Genomic DNA, 14,025 nt, shown 5'->3' with positions numbered 1-14,025 from the left:
GCACAATGGAAAACCTGCTGATCGTTAATGCTGATGATTTTGGCCTCTCGAAAGGCCAGAACTACGGCATTATTGAAGCCTGTCGCCGGGGGGTTGTGACCTCTACAACGGCGCTGGTTAACGCTGAGGCGGTTGAACACGCGGCGCAGCTGAGCCGCGAGGTGCCAGAGCTGGGCGTCGGCATGCATTTTGTGCTGACGCTCGGGATGCCGCTTTCGCCAATGCCGGGCCTGACGCGCGACGGCCAGCTGGGTAAATGGATTTGGGAACGGGCGGAGCAGGGTGCTCTGCCGCTTGAAGAGATTGCCCGCGAGCTGGACTGTCAGTTCAACCGCTTCGTTGATGTGTTTGGTCAGGCGCCGACGCACATCGACAGCCATCACCACGTGCATATGATCCCGGCGATTTTCCCGCTTGTCGCCGGGTTTGCACAGCGCAAAGGCGTGGCGATGCGCGTGGATCGCAATGTGCACGGATTGCCGGACTGCGCTGTTACGTCCACTGAGGGGTTCAGCAGCGCGTTTTACGGAGAAGAGATCAGCGAAGCGCTGTTCCTGAAGGTGCTGGATGATTCCGCTGCCCGCGGTGAAACGTCGGTAGAAGTGATGGCGCATCCTGCCTTTGTCGATAACACCGTGCGTAAAAGTGCCTACTGTTGGCCGCGGCTGGCGGAGCTGGACGTGCTGACGTCGGCCTCGCTGAAATACGCGATTGCCGAGCGCGGATATCGGTTGGGGACATTCAGGGAGCTGTAAGAGTTGCCGGGTGGCGGCTTCGCCTTACCCGGCCTACGAACGACCTGCTAACTCTTGTAGGCCCGGTAAGGCGAAGCCGCCACCGGGCTTTTTTTACGCCGGAATCTGATCGACCTTGCTGCTTCGCGACCAGACGCGGTGCGCGGCGAGCAAATCAAACAGCTTCGTCATGAAGGCATCGTCAACGTTATCGCCCTCGACAATGCCGTCCTCACCCTGATCGGCCACCTTCAGCTGCGCTTTAAACTGTCGCGCATCGCCGGACAGCGCGATCGGTTTCAGGTGCTTATAGGCTTCCAGCAGATAATAGACGGCGTCGCCGTTGGTCAGCAGACTGGCAAGATCTCCGCCCGGCACAATCACCGCATCGACGGTGAGCGATGGCGCACCGGCAAAGGTCGCCGCGACCGGCAGCACAGAACCATCGTCGGCCGTCAGTTCACCCATGCGGGAATAGAGCAGTTTGGCATGCACGCCCTGGGTTTTTAGCGCCTGCATGATCCCCAGCACGTCGCTGGCGCGGGTTTTGTCGTTCAGCAGAATGGCAACCACGCGGCCTTTAATCGAGCCGCCCGGCACCGCATACAGGCTCAGCGACGGATCTTTCTTCACGCCGTTAACCTCTTTCGGCGGAGCGAGGTTACGCTGCTCGTCGGTCAGCGTAATGCCCAGGTTGTCCGCGACGCTCTGGGCAAGCTGAACATCAATATGCGCCAGCTGATCGACCACGCGCTCGCGGATGTAGGTGCGCACCACTTTACTCAGCTCAAAGCTGAAGCCGCCGATGATGTGCTGTTGCTCAATCGGCGTCTGGCTGTTCCAGAACAGGCGAGGGTGGGCGTAATACTCGCCGAACGAGGGGCTGCGCTCGCGAATTTTATTGCCATCGATACGCTCCTGATAGGATTCGAATCCACCGCGTTTCGGTCCGGGAGGCGTTTCACGCGGCCAGTTATCGTTGATGGAGTTCGGCTCATAGTTCGCCGGGTTGGTATCAATATCCTGACGGTGCATCCCGTCGCGCTGGAAGTTGTGGTACGGGCAGGTTGGGCGGTTAATCGGAATTTCGTGGAAGTTCGGCCCGCCCAGACGGCTAATCTGCGTATCGGTATAGGAGAACAGGCGTCCCTGCAGGAGCGGATCGTTGGTGAAGTCCAGCCCCGGCACGATATGCCCCGGGTGGAACGCGGCCTGCTCGTTTTCGGCAAAGAAGTTATCCGGGTTGCGGTTGAGCACCATTTTACCCACCAGCTGCACCGGTACCAGCTCTTCCGGGATCAGCTTCGTCGGGTCCAGAAGGTCGAAATCGAACTTAAATTCGTCCTCTTCCGGGATGAGCTGCAGGCCCAGCTCGTATTCCGGGAAGTCGCCCGCTTCAATGGATTCCCAGAGCTCGCGGCGATGGAAGTCCGGATCGCGCCCGGTCAGCTTCTGCGCCTCGTCCCACACGAGCGAGGCTTTACCCGCCACCGGCTTCCAGTGGAAACGGACAAACGTGGCTTTCCCCTCGGCGTTGATCATCCGGAAGGTATGGATGCCAAACCCCTCCATGGTGCGGTAGCTGCGGGGGATCCCGCGGTCTGACATCGCCCACATCACGTTGTGTAAGGTTTCAGGCTGCAGGGAGACATAGTCCCAGAAGGTGTCGTGCGCACTTTGTCCCTGCGGTATGGCCCAGTGGGGCTCCGGTTTTACCGCATGGACAAAGTCAGGAAATTTATGCGCGTCCTGAATGAAAAACACCGGCGTGTTATTGCCGACCAGATCGAAAATACCCTCTTCGGTATAAAACTTTGTGGCAAAGCCGCGGATATCACGCACCGTATCCGCCGAGCCCGCACCGCCCTGTACGGTGGAGAAACGCACAAACACCGGCGTTATCTTGTCCGGGTCGGAGAGGAAATCCGCTTTGGTGATCGCCTTCAGGCTCTTGTAGGGCTGAAAGTAGCCGTGCGCAGCGGAACCGCGTGCGTGGACGATGCGTTCCGGTATCCGCTCGTGGTCAAAATGGGTGATTTTTTCCCGCAGAATGAAGTCTTCCAGCAGGGTTGGCCCGCGCGAGCCTGCGCGAAGTGAGTTCTGATCGTCAGCAATGCGCACGCCCTGATTGGTGGTGAGCGCAAAACCTTCGCCGCCTTTACGGTGTGGCTCAAGCGATTTCAGCTTATCGTTTCCCGTATCCGGGGATTTCATGCTTCCCGGTGCGGTAGGCTGTTCGCCTGGTGCGGAAGGGCCCGGGGAGGGGCGGTGAGAGCCGTCAGAAGGGGCGAGAGAGTCCATGCCCGGTTGAGATTCTTCAGTGCCATGAATCGGTGATTGATGTGTTTTATCTTTGTTCGACATTGCACGCTTCTCCTTTATCCATTGCTAAAAACCCTATTAAGGATAGAACAATGTCGTGAAATGGCTCGCGAACTAAGAGTTTTCACATGCCATCATTAACGAAAGGAGCCATCTCACCCACTCGGAGCGCGACGGAAGGCAGCAGGATCGGCTATCATAGAATTTTCCTGCTTCAAGAATTTGCTTTAGTGAATCCGTTGCTTATGAAACCTCTTCGTCAACAAAACCGCCAGGTTATTAGCTATGTGCCCCGCGTTGAGCCCGCGCCGCCAGACCATGCCCTGAAAGTGGAGGGTTTTCGCGATGTGTGGCAGTTACGGGGGAAATACGTGGCCTTTGTGCTGATCGGCGAACATTTCCGTCGCTCTCCCACCTTTACGGTGCCGGAGTCCGCACAGCGGTGGGCGATGCAGATCCGCCAGGATGAAGAGGTTGAAGAATAACAGCCATAAAAAAACCGCCTGTTGGCGGTTTTTTTATATCTACAGCGATTAACGATGCGCCAGTTCGGCGTCGTCTTCACTTTCCAGAATCGCTTTGTCGGTCTGCTTCAGCCACTGGCTGGTCAGCGTACCGGCGGTCATGGAGCCGCTGACGTTCAGCGCGGTACGGCCCATGTCGATCAACGGCTCAACGGAGATCAGCAGGGCAACCAGCGTCACGGGCAGGCCCAGCGCAGGCAGCACAATCAGCGCGGCGAAGGTAGCACCGCCGCCAACGCCCGCAACGCCTGCGGAGCTTACGGTGACAATCCCGACCAGCGTGGCGATCCAGACCGGATCCAGCGGGTTAATGCCGACTGTAGGAGCAACCATTACCGCCAGCATCGCCGGGTACAGACCCGCACAGCCGTTCTGACCAATGGTGGCACCAAAGGAGGCAGAGAAGCTGGCGATGGATTCAGGCACGCCCAGACGACGAGTCTGAGCTTCAACGTTCAGCGGAATAGACGCGGCGCTGGAACGGCTGGTGAAGGCAAAGGTCAGTACCGGCCAGACCTTACGGAAGTATTTCAGCGGGCTGACGCCGTTCACGCCCAGCAGGATGCCGTGTACCACGAACATAATGCCAAGGCCCAGGTAAGAGGCGACAACGAAGCTGCCCAGCTTAATGATGTCCTGCAGGTTAGAGCCGGCAACCACTTTGGTCATCAGCGCCAGCACGCCGTAAGGGGTGAGCTGCATGACCAGACGAACCAGCTTCATCACCCAGCTTTGCAGGGTATCAATCGCGGTCAGCACGCGTTCGCCTTTTGGCGCATCGTCTTTCAGCAGCTTCAGCGCCGCCACGCCCAGGAACGCGGCGAAAATAACCACGCTGATGATGGAGGTTGGGCTCGCACCGGTCAGGTCAGCAAACGGGTTCTTCGGAATGAAGGAGAGCACCATCTGCGGCACGGTCAGGTCAGCCACTTTACCGACGTAGTTGGTCTGAATCGCGGTCAGACGCGCCGTTTCAGCGGTACCCTGAACCAGACCTTCTGCGGTCAGGCCAAACAGGTTAGTGACCAGCACACCCACCAGCGCGGCAATCAGCGTGGTGAACAGTAGCGTACCAATGGTCAGGAAACTGATTTTTCCCAACTGGGTCGCGTTATGCAGGCGGGCAACGGCGCTCAGAATAGAGGCGAACACCAGCGGCATAACGATCATCTGCAGCAGCTGAACATAGCCGTTACCGACAATGTTGAACCACTGAATGGAATCTTTCAGTACTGGATTATCGGAGCCATAAATAGCCTGTAATGCCAGACCAAATACGACACCCATGGCCAGACCAACCAGCACCTTTTTCGCCAGGCTCCACTGTTTATGGCGCGCCTGCGCGAGAAGCAATAGCAATACAACGAACACAACGACGTTCGCGATGAGTGGAAAATTCATCCCCGTTCTCCTGATTTATTATCGGGTCGGTTTTTACCGATCCTGTTGGCGGAAGGTTAGCAGAAGTGTGATGTCGCGCTTATATCCAAATGGAATGGGTTATGACAAATGGGATAGTTTTGTTGGTTTACTGTTCAATCTGGTGATGAATAAAGCGATTGAACTGAAATTGCAGCGAATTAATCATCTGGGAAGACCAGCGGACTGCACTGTTTTCGGGCAACGTTTGCGGCATCCAGACGGCGTAAGCAAACAGCGCCATGCACAAGACGCGCTCAAGCTGGTTCCCTTTCTGCGGTGCGAGGATGGGAAAACGGAAGCGCCAGCGGCAGGGCCACAGCAGCGGTACGCCCGCAGGCGTCAGCATATCGGCCAGAATATGGCTCAGATAGCCCAGCACCATCCCCTGGATGGCATCACCGGGGACGATCCAGCTTTCGGGCACTTTTAAATAGAAAAGCGTCAGCAGGCCAAACACGGCCAGCAGGCTGTGCGTAAACCCCCGGTGGCCGAACGCGCGAGCGATGGGTTTCGACACCCACTTCAGGCGCTGTCCGAGGAAGGACTTGGGATGGTCAATGTCGGGCAGCAGACAGGTCAATACGGCGGAAGGGACGATATGCCACCAGTCCCCCTGTGCCAGCACGGGGGTGAGTTCAGCGTTTTTGGCAAATACTGCGCACGCGATAGAAAAAAGCAGGTGGCCTTCCGCCGTCATGATAAAACCCATAAAACTGTCAATTCATACAGTATAGGGTTTTTATACAGTAGGCGGAAGAGGTGACGGTGTAACTGTTTGTCACAAACTGCAGGAGGGTCTTAACCGCCCCGCAGGTGATGCGCCGTGAGTTCTGCCAGTGAAATCAGCTTCACATCGGCAAGGGCAAACCGGGGATCGTGGCGGCCTTCTTCCGCAGGCACCACAATGGAGCGCATCCGCGCGGCTTTAGACGCTATCATGCCGTTAACGGAATCTTCCAGCGCAACGCAGTTGAGGGGATCCACGCCGAGCTTAGCGGCACAGTCCAGATAGACCTGCGGGTGCGGCTTGCTGTAAGGCAATTTCTCAGCGGACGCCAGCGCGTCGAAACTGTCGCGCAGTTCAAACATGATGAGCACTTTTTCCAGCATATGCAGCGGTGACGCCGAGGCCAGGCCGACCTTGAGTCCCTGGGCTTTACACAGCGCGACGGCCTCACGTACGCCGGGCAGCAACGGCTTGCTCTCTTCTACCAGCGAAATGGCGCGGCTGATAATGCGCGCGGTCACTTCATCACGACCCGGTCCAGCCCACGGCTGTTGGGCATACCACAGGTCAACCACCATATCGATGCGCAGGCCCAGCGTATCGGGAAGTTCATTACGGCGGCTGATGTCCACGCCCAGGCTGGCCATGACCTCCAGTTCGGCGCGATCCCACAACGGTTCGGAATCGATCAGTAATCCATCCATGTCAAAAATTGCGGCAAGAATTTGGCGCGGTGTCGACATCACAACGTCTCCTTATCCAGGGTGTTCGACAGACGATAAGTGCTAAGCACACTCTGCAATTTAGCATATTGCTTTTAAAGAGCGGGCGAAATTGATGACCAGCAGGTAGACTTAGGCACAAATAACGCGTCTTTATGAAGAGGAACTGATGACGTATCAACAAGCTGGACGCATTGCGGTCTTAAAACGTATTGCTGGCTGGGTGATTTTTATTCCTGCCGTCATTTCTACGCTGATTTCTGTACTCAAATTTATGTACGATCACAGCGAAAAACAGCCGGGTATCAATGCGGTTATGCTTGATTTTGCGCATGTGATGATTGAGATGATGCGTTTTAATACGCCATTCTTGAATGTCTTCTGGTTTAACTCACCGACCCCGGATTTTCAGCATCAGCTGAATATCGGCTTTTGGGTGATCTACGCCCTGATCTTTGTTGCGCTGGCGCTGCAGGCCTCTGGCGCGCGAATGAGCCGTCAGACGCGCTTCTTACGCGAGGGCGTCGAGGACCAGCTCATTCTGGAGCAGGCCAAAGGCCCGGAAGGCATGAGCCGGGAGCAGATTGAATCCCGCATTGTTGTGCCGCGCCACACCATTTTCCTGCAAATCTTCCCGCTCTATATCCTTCCCGTGACTATCATTGTGGCAGGATACTTCTTCTTCTCACTGCTCGGTTTTCTGTAACCGATACGGGTGGCGGCAAAGCCACCCGTTCGCGTCTCAGGCGGCAAGCATGCGCTCAAGCGCCCGCTGGGCGTTAACCAGGTGTTCCCCACCAAAAAGTATGGCGCGGTTCATCAGCGTATAAAGCTGATACACCGGTTGACGATCGAGGAAGCCGGGCGGCAGGGGCGAAACCGACTGATACCCGTCGTATATCTGCGGCGGTTGTTCAGGATGCAGCGGCAGCATGGCAAGATCGCACTCACGGTCGCCCCAGTAGCAGGCCGGGTCGAAGATATAGGGGCCGTTGGGCCCCAGCGCGCAGTTATCGGACCACAAATCACCGTGGAGCAGAGACGCCTGAGGCTGGTGGGAGGCCAGGCGCTGCTGCACGTGCTCGACGATGGCATCAATATTGCCAAACTCCAGCCCTTTCTCGGCGGCAAGCTCAAGCTGCCAGCCAATGCGCTGCTCGGCAAAAAACGTCGACCAGCGACGCTGCCAGGCATTGGGCTGTGGCGTGGTGGAGAGATCGTTGTCAAAATCAAGGCCAAACTGCGGCTGGTCGCTCCACTGATGGAGGCGCGCTAGCTGCTGGCCAAGAATGAAAGCGTTATGGGCATCCAGCGGACGGGCGGGGAGATATTCCATGACCAGAAAACTGTAATCGCGGTCGCTACCGACGGCCAGAACCTGCGGGACCGTCACCGTTTTACTGCGCGACAACAGCTCCAGCTGATCGGCTTCGGCGGTAAATATCGGAAGCAGCTCGCGTTCATCGCATTTTACGAAGAGATCGCGCCCTGCGTAGCGTAAATGCCACGCGGCGTGGATCTCTCCGCCTGGCAGTTCGTTACGCAGTTCAATTTCACCTTCACCCAGCTGCTCACTTAAAAGATGACTGATAGCCTGCCACATGTTGACTCTCCCATGTTGTCTGCCAGATCATAAAGTTAGCGCATTATTGCGGTAAAAAAATACGAACTAACGCACACCTGAGCGGTTTAATTTCATACAGGGCACTTATTGTTCTTTTTTCTGCCAGCTTTCCCAGGTGTCGACGTCAATTTCGGCTGGCTTGTCGGTCACACTTTCCACCAGGCTGGCGGCCAGCGCATGGACCTCTTCTTTATTAAGCGCGCCGATCAGGCCAAATGTCAGAGTGCCTAAATCATGAATATTGCCTTCGTCATCCGTCAGGGTGAGGAGAAAATTAGCCCGGGTGAAGGCATTGTTGAGCTCATTTAGCTCGGTAAGCGATGCCTCATGAAGGTTGACGGTTACGACATAACGAGTGATGTCACCACTGCTCATAATTCACCTCATTGTTATCATGGAAGTTTTCTTAGCATAGTCGATAGTTTGCGTTTGGCGACTCGGGGATGACGTTCCCCTTCATGCAGATGAAGGGGAACAGACGTTAATTTCGGGACAGGTAATCGACGATTTTTTGCGTATCGGCCAGCGAACAGAGGCGCGTGCCCTGGTTGATGGTGGCGGCGCTACCCGCCGCCACGCCGTAGCGCGTCATCTCCAGCAGTGACGCACCCTGCGCAAGTTTAAGCGTCATCGCACCCACCATGCTGTCACCCGCGCCAACCGTGCTCTGGCTCTTCATCGGCGGTGGAACAACCTGAACGGACGACGTTTCATCGACGGCCAGTGCCCCCTGCGGACCGAGGGAAACCACCACGCGTCGCGCTTTGCCGCTGCGTACCAGCTCCTGCGCGGCGGTGCGCACATCGTCAGGCTGCGTCAAGTCTCGGTTGACCAGCGCGCTTAACTCTTTCTGGTTGGGTTTGACCAGCTCAAGATTGCCCGGCACTAAGGCCGCTTGCAGGGCCTCGCCGCTGCTGTCGACGATGCAGCGGATACCGCGTTGCTGCGCCGCCTGAATCAGCGCGGTTAATTTTTCCGTGCTGACGCCGGGCGGCAGGCTGCCGCTGACCACCAGCAGCGCGCCGCTTTCTATCGTCAGCACTTTCTCTTCAAGCTGACGAAACTCGTCATCGGTGAGTTTCGCGCCCGGCATGACAAACCGGTACTGCTCGCCGCTGGATTCCACGTGAACATGCAGGTTTTGCCGCGTCCAGTCTTTCGCCTCGACGGTCTCTACGGCCACCTGTTCATCTGCAAGCAGGGAGACCAGGTGTTCACCGGTAGCACCGCCTGCGGGGAAAATGGCCGTGGCTTTGCCGCCGAGGTGGGTAATGGCGCGCGCCACGTTGATACCGCCACCGCCGGGCTCAAAGACCGGGGCGCTACAGCGCAATTTACCTTCCGGATAAATCTGCGGCGTCAGGGTGGCGGAATCAAGGGAAGGGGAGAGCGTCAGGGTGTAGATAGGTACCATCATTACCTCCTTTTAGCATGGGTTCCTTTTAGTCTGGCACCATTTGTCAGGAAGGCAATGTAAATAACAGTATGATTTTAAATATGAATAGTGAATAAAAGTGAGGCCGGAGACATATAAAATAAAACGCTTTTTGGGATCGTTCTTATTCAAAAAATGAAATAAGAAAACATTGCTATGTTATTTGCGGCTTTTTATAATTTGTTACCTTTCTCTGGACGCCTTGTCATTGATCCTCAAGAAAGATTCCGGGACCGTGTGGTCTCTTTTTTTGTTGTACGGACTCCTTAATAAAATGAAGCTTTTAAAGACAGTGCCCGCTGCACTGATGCTGGCGGGTGGCGTGTTTGCGGCTATGAACGCGACCGCCGATGATTCCGTTTTTACTGTCATGGACGATCCCTCCACCGCGAAAAAACCGTTTGAAGGTAACCTGAACGCGGGGTACCTGGCACAATCCGGTAACACCAAAAGCTCTTCTCTGACGGCGGACAGTACGCTCACCTGGTACGGTAATACCACCGCCTGGTCTCTGTGGGGTAATGCCAGCAATACGTCCGCTAATGACGAACGCTCTTCCGAGAAATATGCGGTAGGCGGACGTAGCCGTTACAACATGACCGACTATGACTACCTGTTTGGTCAGGCAAGCTGGTTAACCGACCGTTACAATGGTTATCGCCAGCGTGACGTGTTCACCGCGGGTTATGGTCGTCAGTTCCTGAACGGTCCGGTACACAGCCTCCGTTTTGAATTCGGTCCCGGTGTGCGTTATGACGAGTACACCAATGGCGATACCAAAACCCAACCGCTCGGTTACGCTTCTGGTACCTATGCCTGGCAGATGACTGATAACACCAAATTTACACAGGGTGTTTCTGTATTTGGTGCCGACGACACGACGCTGAACTCTGAGACGGCGCTCAACGTGGCCATCAACGAACACTTTGGTCTGAAAGTCGCCTACAACGTGACCTGGAACTCTTCACCACCAGAGTCTGCACCGGATCATACCGACCGCAGAACCACGGTTTCACTGGGTTATAGAATGTAATAAAAACGGGCCGATGATAATGTCGGCCCGTTTATTCTCTCTGATCTTGTGACGTCCCTTCTGATGAGCTCTACTCGCCCCTAACCCCAAATCATCGCTGCCCAACGGAGTAACAGCATTGCGCCGCATATGGCAATCAGCACCAGCACCATTTTCCAGTGTTTTACGGCAAATCGTTTTGTTGGCATAACCTAATCCTTGTTCGTTGATATCCACAGTCTACCAAACAGGGCCTGAATATGCCCCTTCGCAGGAACGATTGGGTTATGCCAGCATAGGGGGCGGTTCAGAACCAGTGGAATCGTTCGGCGAGAATCAACAATAAACCTGTGGCGGAAAGGATGTTCAATATCACAACCGTTCTACTGGATACGTTCATGGTATGCACCTTTGGGTTTAAAGACCTGTTCAAGAGTAGCTCTGCATTTCTAAATTGCGAGCGCCGGGAATATGCAACCTGCAAATTCATGCGAAAGTGCCAGCACATCAATCTGCCAGCAGAGGGTGCAATCTCCCTTTTGTTAGTGTTAACATTGCAAGGCTTGCCGTATATCCGGCGTTGTCTGATTTTCCGGCAGGTGAATGATGACGAACCAATTTGACGATTGTTGGTCAGATGGTGTCGTAATCTATTGTCAAATCACGATTATTTTCTTTGTATATGCTCTTATGTGTGGGGCATCACTGCAAATAAGGATATAAAATGCCTGTAATTACTCTTCCTGATGGCAGCCAACGCCATTTCGACCGCGCTGTTAGCCCAATGGATGTTGCCCTGGACATCGGTCCTGGTCTCGCGAAAGCGACCATCGCCGGCCGTGTCAACGGTGAGCTGGTGGATGCCTCCGATCTGATCGAAAACGATGCAACACTGGCCATCATCACCGCAAAAGATGAAGAAGGTCTGGAGATCATTCGTCACTCCTGCGCGCACCTGTTGGGCCATGCCATCAAACAGCTGTGGCCAAACACCAAAATGGCGATCGGTCCGGTTATCGATAATGGTTTCTACTACGACGTTGACCTTGACCATACCCTGACTCAGGAAGATATCGACGCGCTCGAAAAACGTATGCACGAGCTCGCCGAAACGAACTATGACGTCATCAAGAAGAAAGTCAGCTGGCACGAAGCGCGTGAAACCTTCGTGAAGCGCGGCGAGAGCTATAAAGTCTCGATTCTTGACGAAAACATTTCGCATGATGACAAGCCTGGCTTGTACCATCACGAAGAATACGTCGACATGTGCCGTGGACCGCACGTGCCGAACATGCGCTTCTGTCATCACTTTAAGCTGATGAAGATCGCAGGCGCCTACTGGCGCGGCGACAGCAACAACAAGATGTTGCAGCGTATCTATGGTACCGCATGGGCCGATAAAAAAGCCCTGAACGCTTACCTGCTGCGCCTGGAAGAGGCCGCGAAGCGTGACCACCGTAAAATCGGCAAGCAGCTTGACCTGTACCACATGCAGGAAGAAGCGCCGGGTATGGTGTTCTGGCATAACGACGGCTGGACCATCTTCCGTGAACTGGAAACCTTCGTACGCTCCAAGCTGAAAGAGTACCAGTATCAGGAAGTGAAAGGCCCGTTCATGATGGACCGTGTGCTGTGGGAAAAAACCGGCCACTGGGACAACTACAAGGATGCGATGTTCACCACCTCCTCTGAGAACCGTGAATACTGCATCAAGCCAATGAACTGCCCGGGCCACGTTCAGATCTTCAATCAGGGTCTGAAATCCTACCGCGACCTGCCGCTGCGTATGGCGGAGTTCGGTAGCTGCCACCGTAACGAGCCATCAGGTGCGCTGCACGGTCTGATGCGCGTGCGTGGCTTTACGCAGGATGATGCGCATATCTTCTGTACCGAAGATCAGGTCCGTGATGAAGTTAACGCCTGTATTCGTATGGTCTACGATATGTACAGCACCTTTGGCTTCGAGAAGATCGTGGTCAAACTCTCAACGCGTCCGGAAAAACGTATCGGTAGCGATGAGACCTGGGATCGCGCAGAAGCGGATCTCGCCGTGGCGCTGGAAGAGAACGGCATTCCGTTCGAATACCAGCTGGGCGAGGGCGCATTCTACGGTCCGAAAATTGAATTTACCCTGTATGACTGCCTCGATCGCGCATGGCAGTGCGGTACTGTACAGCTGGACTTCTCCCTGCCGCAGCGTTTAAGCGCCTCTTATGTTGGCGAAGACAACGAGCGTCAGGTGCCGGTAATGATTCACCGCGCCATTCTCGGTTCTCTGGAGCGCTTCATCGGCATCCTGACCGAAGAGTTCGCCGGCTTCTTCCCAACCTGGCTTGCGCCGGTGCAGGTGGTGGTGATGAACATTACCGATTCTCAGGCAGATTACGTTAAAGAATTGACGCAGAAACTACAAAATGCGGGCATTCGCGTAAAAGCAGACTTGAGAAATGAGAAGATTGGCTTTAAAATCCGCGAGCACACTTTACGTCGTGTCCCGTATATGTTGGTCTGTGGTGATAAAGAGGTGGAAGCAGGCAAAGTTGCCGTTCGCACCCGCCGTGGTAAAGACCTGGGCAGCCTGGACGTAAGTGAAGTGATTGAGAAGCTGCAACAAGAGATTCGCAGCCGCAGTCTTCAACAACTGGAGGAATAAGGTATTAAAGGCGGAAAACGAGTTCAAACGGCACGTCCGAATCGTATCAATGGCGAGATTCGCGCCCAGGAAGTTCGCTTAACAGGTCTGGAAGGCGAGCAGCTGGGGATTGTGAGTCTGAGAGAAGCAATCGAAAAGGCTGAAGAAGCTGGAGTAGATTTAGTTGAAATCAGCCCTAACGCCGAACCGCCAGTTTGTCGTATCATGGACTACGGCAAGTTCCTTTATGAAAAGAGTAAGTCTTCTAAGGAACAGAAGAAGAAGCAAAAAGTTATCCAGGTTAAGGAAATCAAATTCCGTCCTGGTACCGACGATGGCGATTATCAGGTAAAACTCCGCAGCCTGATTCGCTTTCTGGAAGATGGCGATAAGGCCAAGATCACACTGCGTTTCCGCGGTCGTGAGATGGCCCACCAACAGATCGGTATGGAAGTGCTTAACCGCGTCCGTGACGATCTGAGTGAACTGGCAGTAGTCGAATCCTTCCCTACGAAGATCGAAGGCCGCCAGATGATCATGGTGCTCGCTCCTAAGAAGAAACAGTAAGGCCTTCAAGCAGCAAAATCTGTGAAGCCTTCGGGTTTCATAGGTTTTGTTCGCCTATGTTTCGTTTATTTAACAATGCGAAGTGGAAGTTATTAAAATGCCAAAAATTAAGACCGTACGCGGTGCTGCTAAGCGCTTCAAAAAAACCGGTAAAGGTGGTTTTAAGCACAAGCACGCTAACCTGCGTCACATTCTGACTAAGAAAGCTACCAAGCGTAAACGTCACCTGCGTCCAAAAGCCATGGTTTCTAAAGGCGATCTGGGCCTGGTCATCGCGTGCCTGCCGTACGCATAAGTCGTTTCG

16 protein-coding genes are annotated in these 14,025 nt (G+C 54.7%); 7 read left to right on the top strand and 9 right to left on the bottom strand.

Annotated features, from left to right (window positions below; all coding sequences use genetic code 11):
• Positions 1–5: 5 nt before the first annotated feature.
• On the top strand, positions 6–755 hold the full coding sequence (gene chbG / locus AA74_RS0105615; protein ID WP_025911684.1) for a chitin disaccharide deacetylase: 750 nt from the start codon (positions 6–8) through the stop codon (positions 753–755).
• A 93-nt stretch (positions 756–848) separates the two neighbouring features.
• Here chbG and katE read toward each other — a convergent pair whose 3' ends face one another.
• Positions 849–3,098: a catalase HPII gene (katE, locus tag AA74_RS0105610; RefSeq protein ID WP_025911682.1), complete on the bottom strand. Its 2,250-nt coding sequence runs from the start codon at positions 3,096–3,098 to the stop codon at positions 849–851.
• Between the two features lie 167 nt (positions 3,099–3,265).
• Between katE and cedA the strand changes: the two genes are divergently transcribed.
• Entirely contained in the window at positions 3,266–3,541 is a 276-nt protein-coding gene (gene cedA, locus AA74_RS0105605; protein ID WP_256378557.1) for a cell division activator CedA, read from the top strand.
• A 48-nt stretch (positions 3,542–3,589) separates the two neighbouring features.
• Here the strand turns inward: cedA and tcyP are convergent, their stop codons facing one another.
• From tcyP to hxpB, 3 genes are all read right to left on the bottom strand, one after another.
• Positions 3,590–4,981, bottom strand: coding sequence for a cystine/sulfocysteine:cation symporter (tcyP, locus tag AA74_RS0105600; protein ID WP_008500667.1), 1,392 nt, complete (start codon positions 4,979–4,981; stop codon positions 3,590–3,592).
• A gap of 127 nt (positions 4,982–5,108) precedes the next feature.
• Positions 5,109–5,699 (bottom strand): metal-dependent hydrolase, encoded by a 591-nt coding sequence (locus tag AA74_RS0105595; protein WP_032644865.1) that lies wholly within the window; start codon positions 5,697–5,699, stop codon positions 5,109–5,111.
• Between the two features lie 101 nt (positions 5,700–5,800).
• Positions 5,801–6,472, bottom strand: coding sequence for a hexitol phosphatase HxpB (hxpB, locus tag AA74_RS0105590; protein ID WP_025911678.1), 672 nt, complete (start codon positions 6,470–6,472; stop codon positions 5,801–5,803).
• Positions 6,473–6,620: 148 nt separating this feature from the next.
• Between hxpB and AA74_RS0105585 the strand changes: the two genes are divergently transcribed.
• The gene (locus tag AA74_RS0105585; RefSeq protein ID WP_025911676.1) at positions 6,621–7,157 is read left to right on the top strand and encodes a YniB family protein; all 537 of its coding nucleotides are present in this window, start codon (positions 6,621–6,623) and stop codon (positions 7,155–7,157) included.
• Positions 7,158–7,193: 36 nt separating this feature from the next.
• Here the strand turns inward: AA74_RS0105585 and AA74_RS0105580 are convergent, their stop codons facing one another.
• The 3 genes from AA74_RS0105580 to pfkB form a co-directional block, all read right to left on the bottom strand.
• Positions 7,194–8,054 (bottom strand): fructosamine kinase family protein, encoded by an 861-nt coding sequence (locus AA74_RS0105580; RefSeq protein ID WP_008500662.1) that lies wholly within the window; start codon positions 8,052–8,054, stop codon positions 7,194–7,196.
• Between the two features lie 105 nt (positions 8,055–8,159).
• The gene (gene ghoS, locus AA74_RS0105575; protein WP_021241079.1) at positions 8,160–8,450 is read right to left on the bottom strand and encodes a type V toxin-antitoxin system endoribonuclease antitoxin GhoS; all 291 of its coding nucleotides are present in this window, start codon (positions 8,448–8,450) and stop codon (positions 8,160–8,162) included.
• Between the two features lie 106 nt (positions 8,451–8,556).
• Positions 8,557–9,489, bottom strand: coding sequence for a 6-phosphofructokinase II (gene pfkB, locus AA74_RS0105570; protein WP_008500660.1), 933 nt, complete (start codon positions 9,487–9,489; stop codon positions 8,557–8,559).
• 295 nt (positions 9,490–9,784) lie between these two features.
• On the opposite strand from pfkB, the gene AA74_RS0105565 reads away from it, so the two are divergent.
• Positions 9,785–10,543 (top strand): YdiY family protein, encoded by a 759-nt coding sequence (locus AA74_RS0105565; RefSeq protein WP_021241081.1) that lies wholly within the window; start codon positions 9,785–9,787, stop codon positions 10,541–10,543.
• A gap of 80 nt (positions 10,544–10,623) precedes the next feature.
• Here AA74_RS0105565 and yniD read toward each other — a convergent pair whose 3' ends face one another.
• Positions 10,624–10,731, bottom strand: coding sequence for a small membrane protein YniD (gene yniD / locus AA74_RS1000000123355; RefSeq protein ID WP_008500658.1), 108 nt, complete (start codon positions 10,729–10,731; stop codon positions 10,624–10,626).
• Positions 10,732–10,829: 98 nt separating this feature from the next.
• Positions 10,830–10,922, bottom strand: a complete 93-nt coding sequence (gene yncL / locus AA74_RS1000000123350) for a stress response membrane protein YncL (protein ID WP_021241082.1) — start codon at positions 10,920–10,922, stop codon at positions 10,830–10,832.
• 324 nt (positions 10,923–11,246) lie between these two features.
• Here yncL and thrS point away from each other — a divergent pair, with 324 nt between their 5' ends.
• The 3 genes from thrS to rpmI all read left to right on the top strand — a co-directional run bounded on the left by thrS (position 11,247) and on the right by rpmI (position 14,016).
• On the top strand, positions 11,247–13,175 hold the full coding sequence (gene thrS / locus AA74_RS0105550) for a threonine--tRNA ligase (protein ID WP_008500657.1): 1,929 nt from the start codon (positions 11,247–11,249) through the stop codon (positions 13,173–13,175).
• Between the two features lie 3 nt (positions 13,176–13,178).
• A complete protein-coding gene (gene infC, locus AA74_RS0105545; RefSeq protein WP_023616141.1) occupies positions 13,179–13,721 on the top strand; it encodes a translation initiation factor IF-3 in 543 nt (180 codons plus the stop codon).
• A 97-nt stretch (positions 13,722–13,818) separates the two neighbouring features.
• Positions 13,819–14,016 carry a 50S ribosomal protein L35 gene (gene rpmI / locus AA74_RS0105540; protein ID WP_001124225.1) on the top strand — a complete coding sequence of 66 codons (198 nt, stop codon included), beginning with the start codon at positions 13,819–13,821 and terminating at the stop codon, positions 14,014–14,016.
• Positions 14,017–14,025: the final 9 nt, after the last annotated feature.

The organism is Enterobacter sp. 5-4 (assembly GCF_000612205.1).
GTDB lineage: Bacteria > Pseudomonadota > Gammaproteobacteria > Enterobacterales > Enterobacteriaceae > Enterobacter > Enterobacter roggenkampii.
This window is presented reverse-complemented; position numbering and strand designations above follow the sequence as displayed.

Coding starts and splice junctions, on each gene's coding strand:
- chbG (WP_025911684.1), top strand. CDS start 6: ATGGAAAACCTGCTGATCGTTAATGCTGATGATTTTGGCCTCTCGAAA.
- katE (WP_025911682.1), bottom strand. CDS start 3,098: ATGTCGAACAAAGATAAAACACATCAATCACCGATTCATGGCACTGAA.
- tcyP (WP_008500667.1), bottom strand. CDS start 4,981: ATGAATTTTCCACTCATCGCGAACGTCGTTGTGTTCGTTGTATTGCTA.
- AA74_RS0105595 (WP_032644865.1), bottom strand. CDS start 5,699: ATGACGGCGGAAGGCCACCTGCTTTTTTCTATCGCGTGCGCAGTATTT.
- hxpB (WP_025911678.1), bottom strand. CDS start 6,472: ATGTCGACACCGCGCCAAATTCTTGCCGCAATTTTTGACATGGATGGA.
- AA74_RS0105585 (WP_025911676.1), top strand. CDS start 6,621: ATGACGTATCAACAAGCTGGACGCATTGCGGTCTTAAAACGTATTGCT.
- AA74_RS0105580 (WP_008500662.1), bottom strand. CDS start 8,054: ATGTGGCAGGCTATCAGTCATCTTTTAAGTGAGCAGCTGGGTGAAGGT.
- ghoS (WP_021241079.1), bottom strand. CDS start 8,450: ATGAGCAGTGGTGACATCACTCGTTATGTCGTAACCGTCAACCTTCAT.
- pfkB (WP_008500660.1), bottom strand. CDS start 9,489: ATGGTACCTATCTACACCCTGACGCTCTCCCCTTCCCTTGATTCCGCC.
- AA74_RS0105565 (WP_021241081.1), top strand. CDS start 9,785: ATGAAGCTTTTAAAGACAGTGCCCGCTGCACTGATGCTGGCGGGTGGC.
- yniD (WP_008500658.1), bottom strand. CDS start 10,731: ATGCCAACAAAACGATTTGCCGTAAAACACTGGAAAATGGTGCTGGTG.
- yncL (WP_021241082.1), bottom strand. CDS start 10,922: ATGAACGTATCCAGTAGAACGGTTGTGATATTGAACATCCTTTCCGCC.
- thrS (WP_008500657.1), top strand. CDS start 11,247: ATGCCTGTAATTACTCTTCCTGATGGCAGCCAACGCCATTTCGACCGC.
- rpmI (WP_001124225.1), top strand. CDS start 13,819: ATGCCAAAAATTAAGACCGTACGCGGTGCTGCTAAGCGCTTCAAAAAA.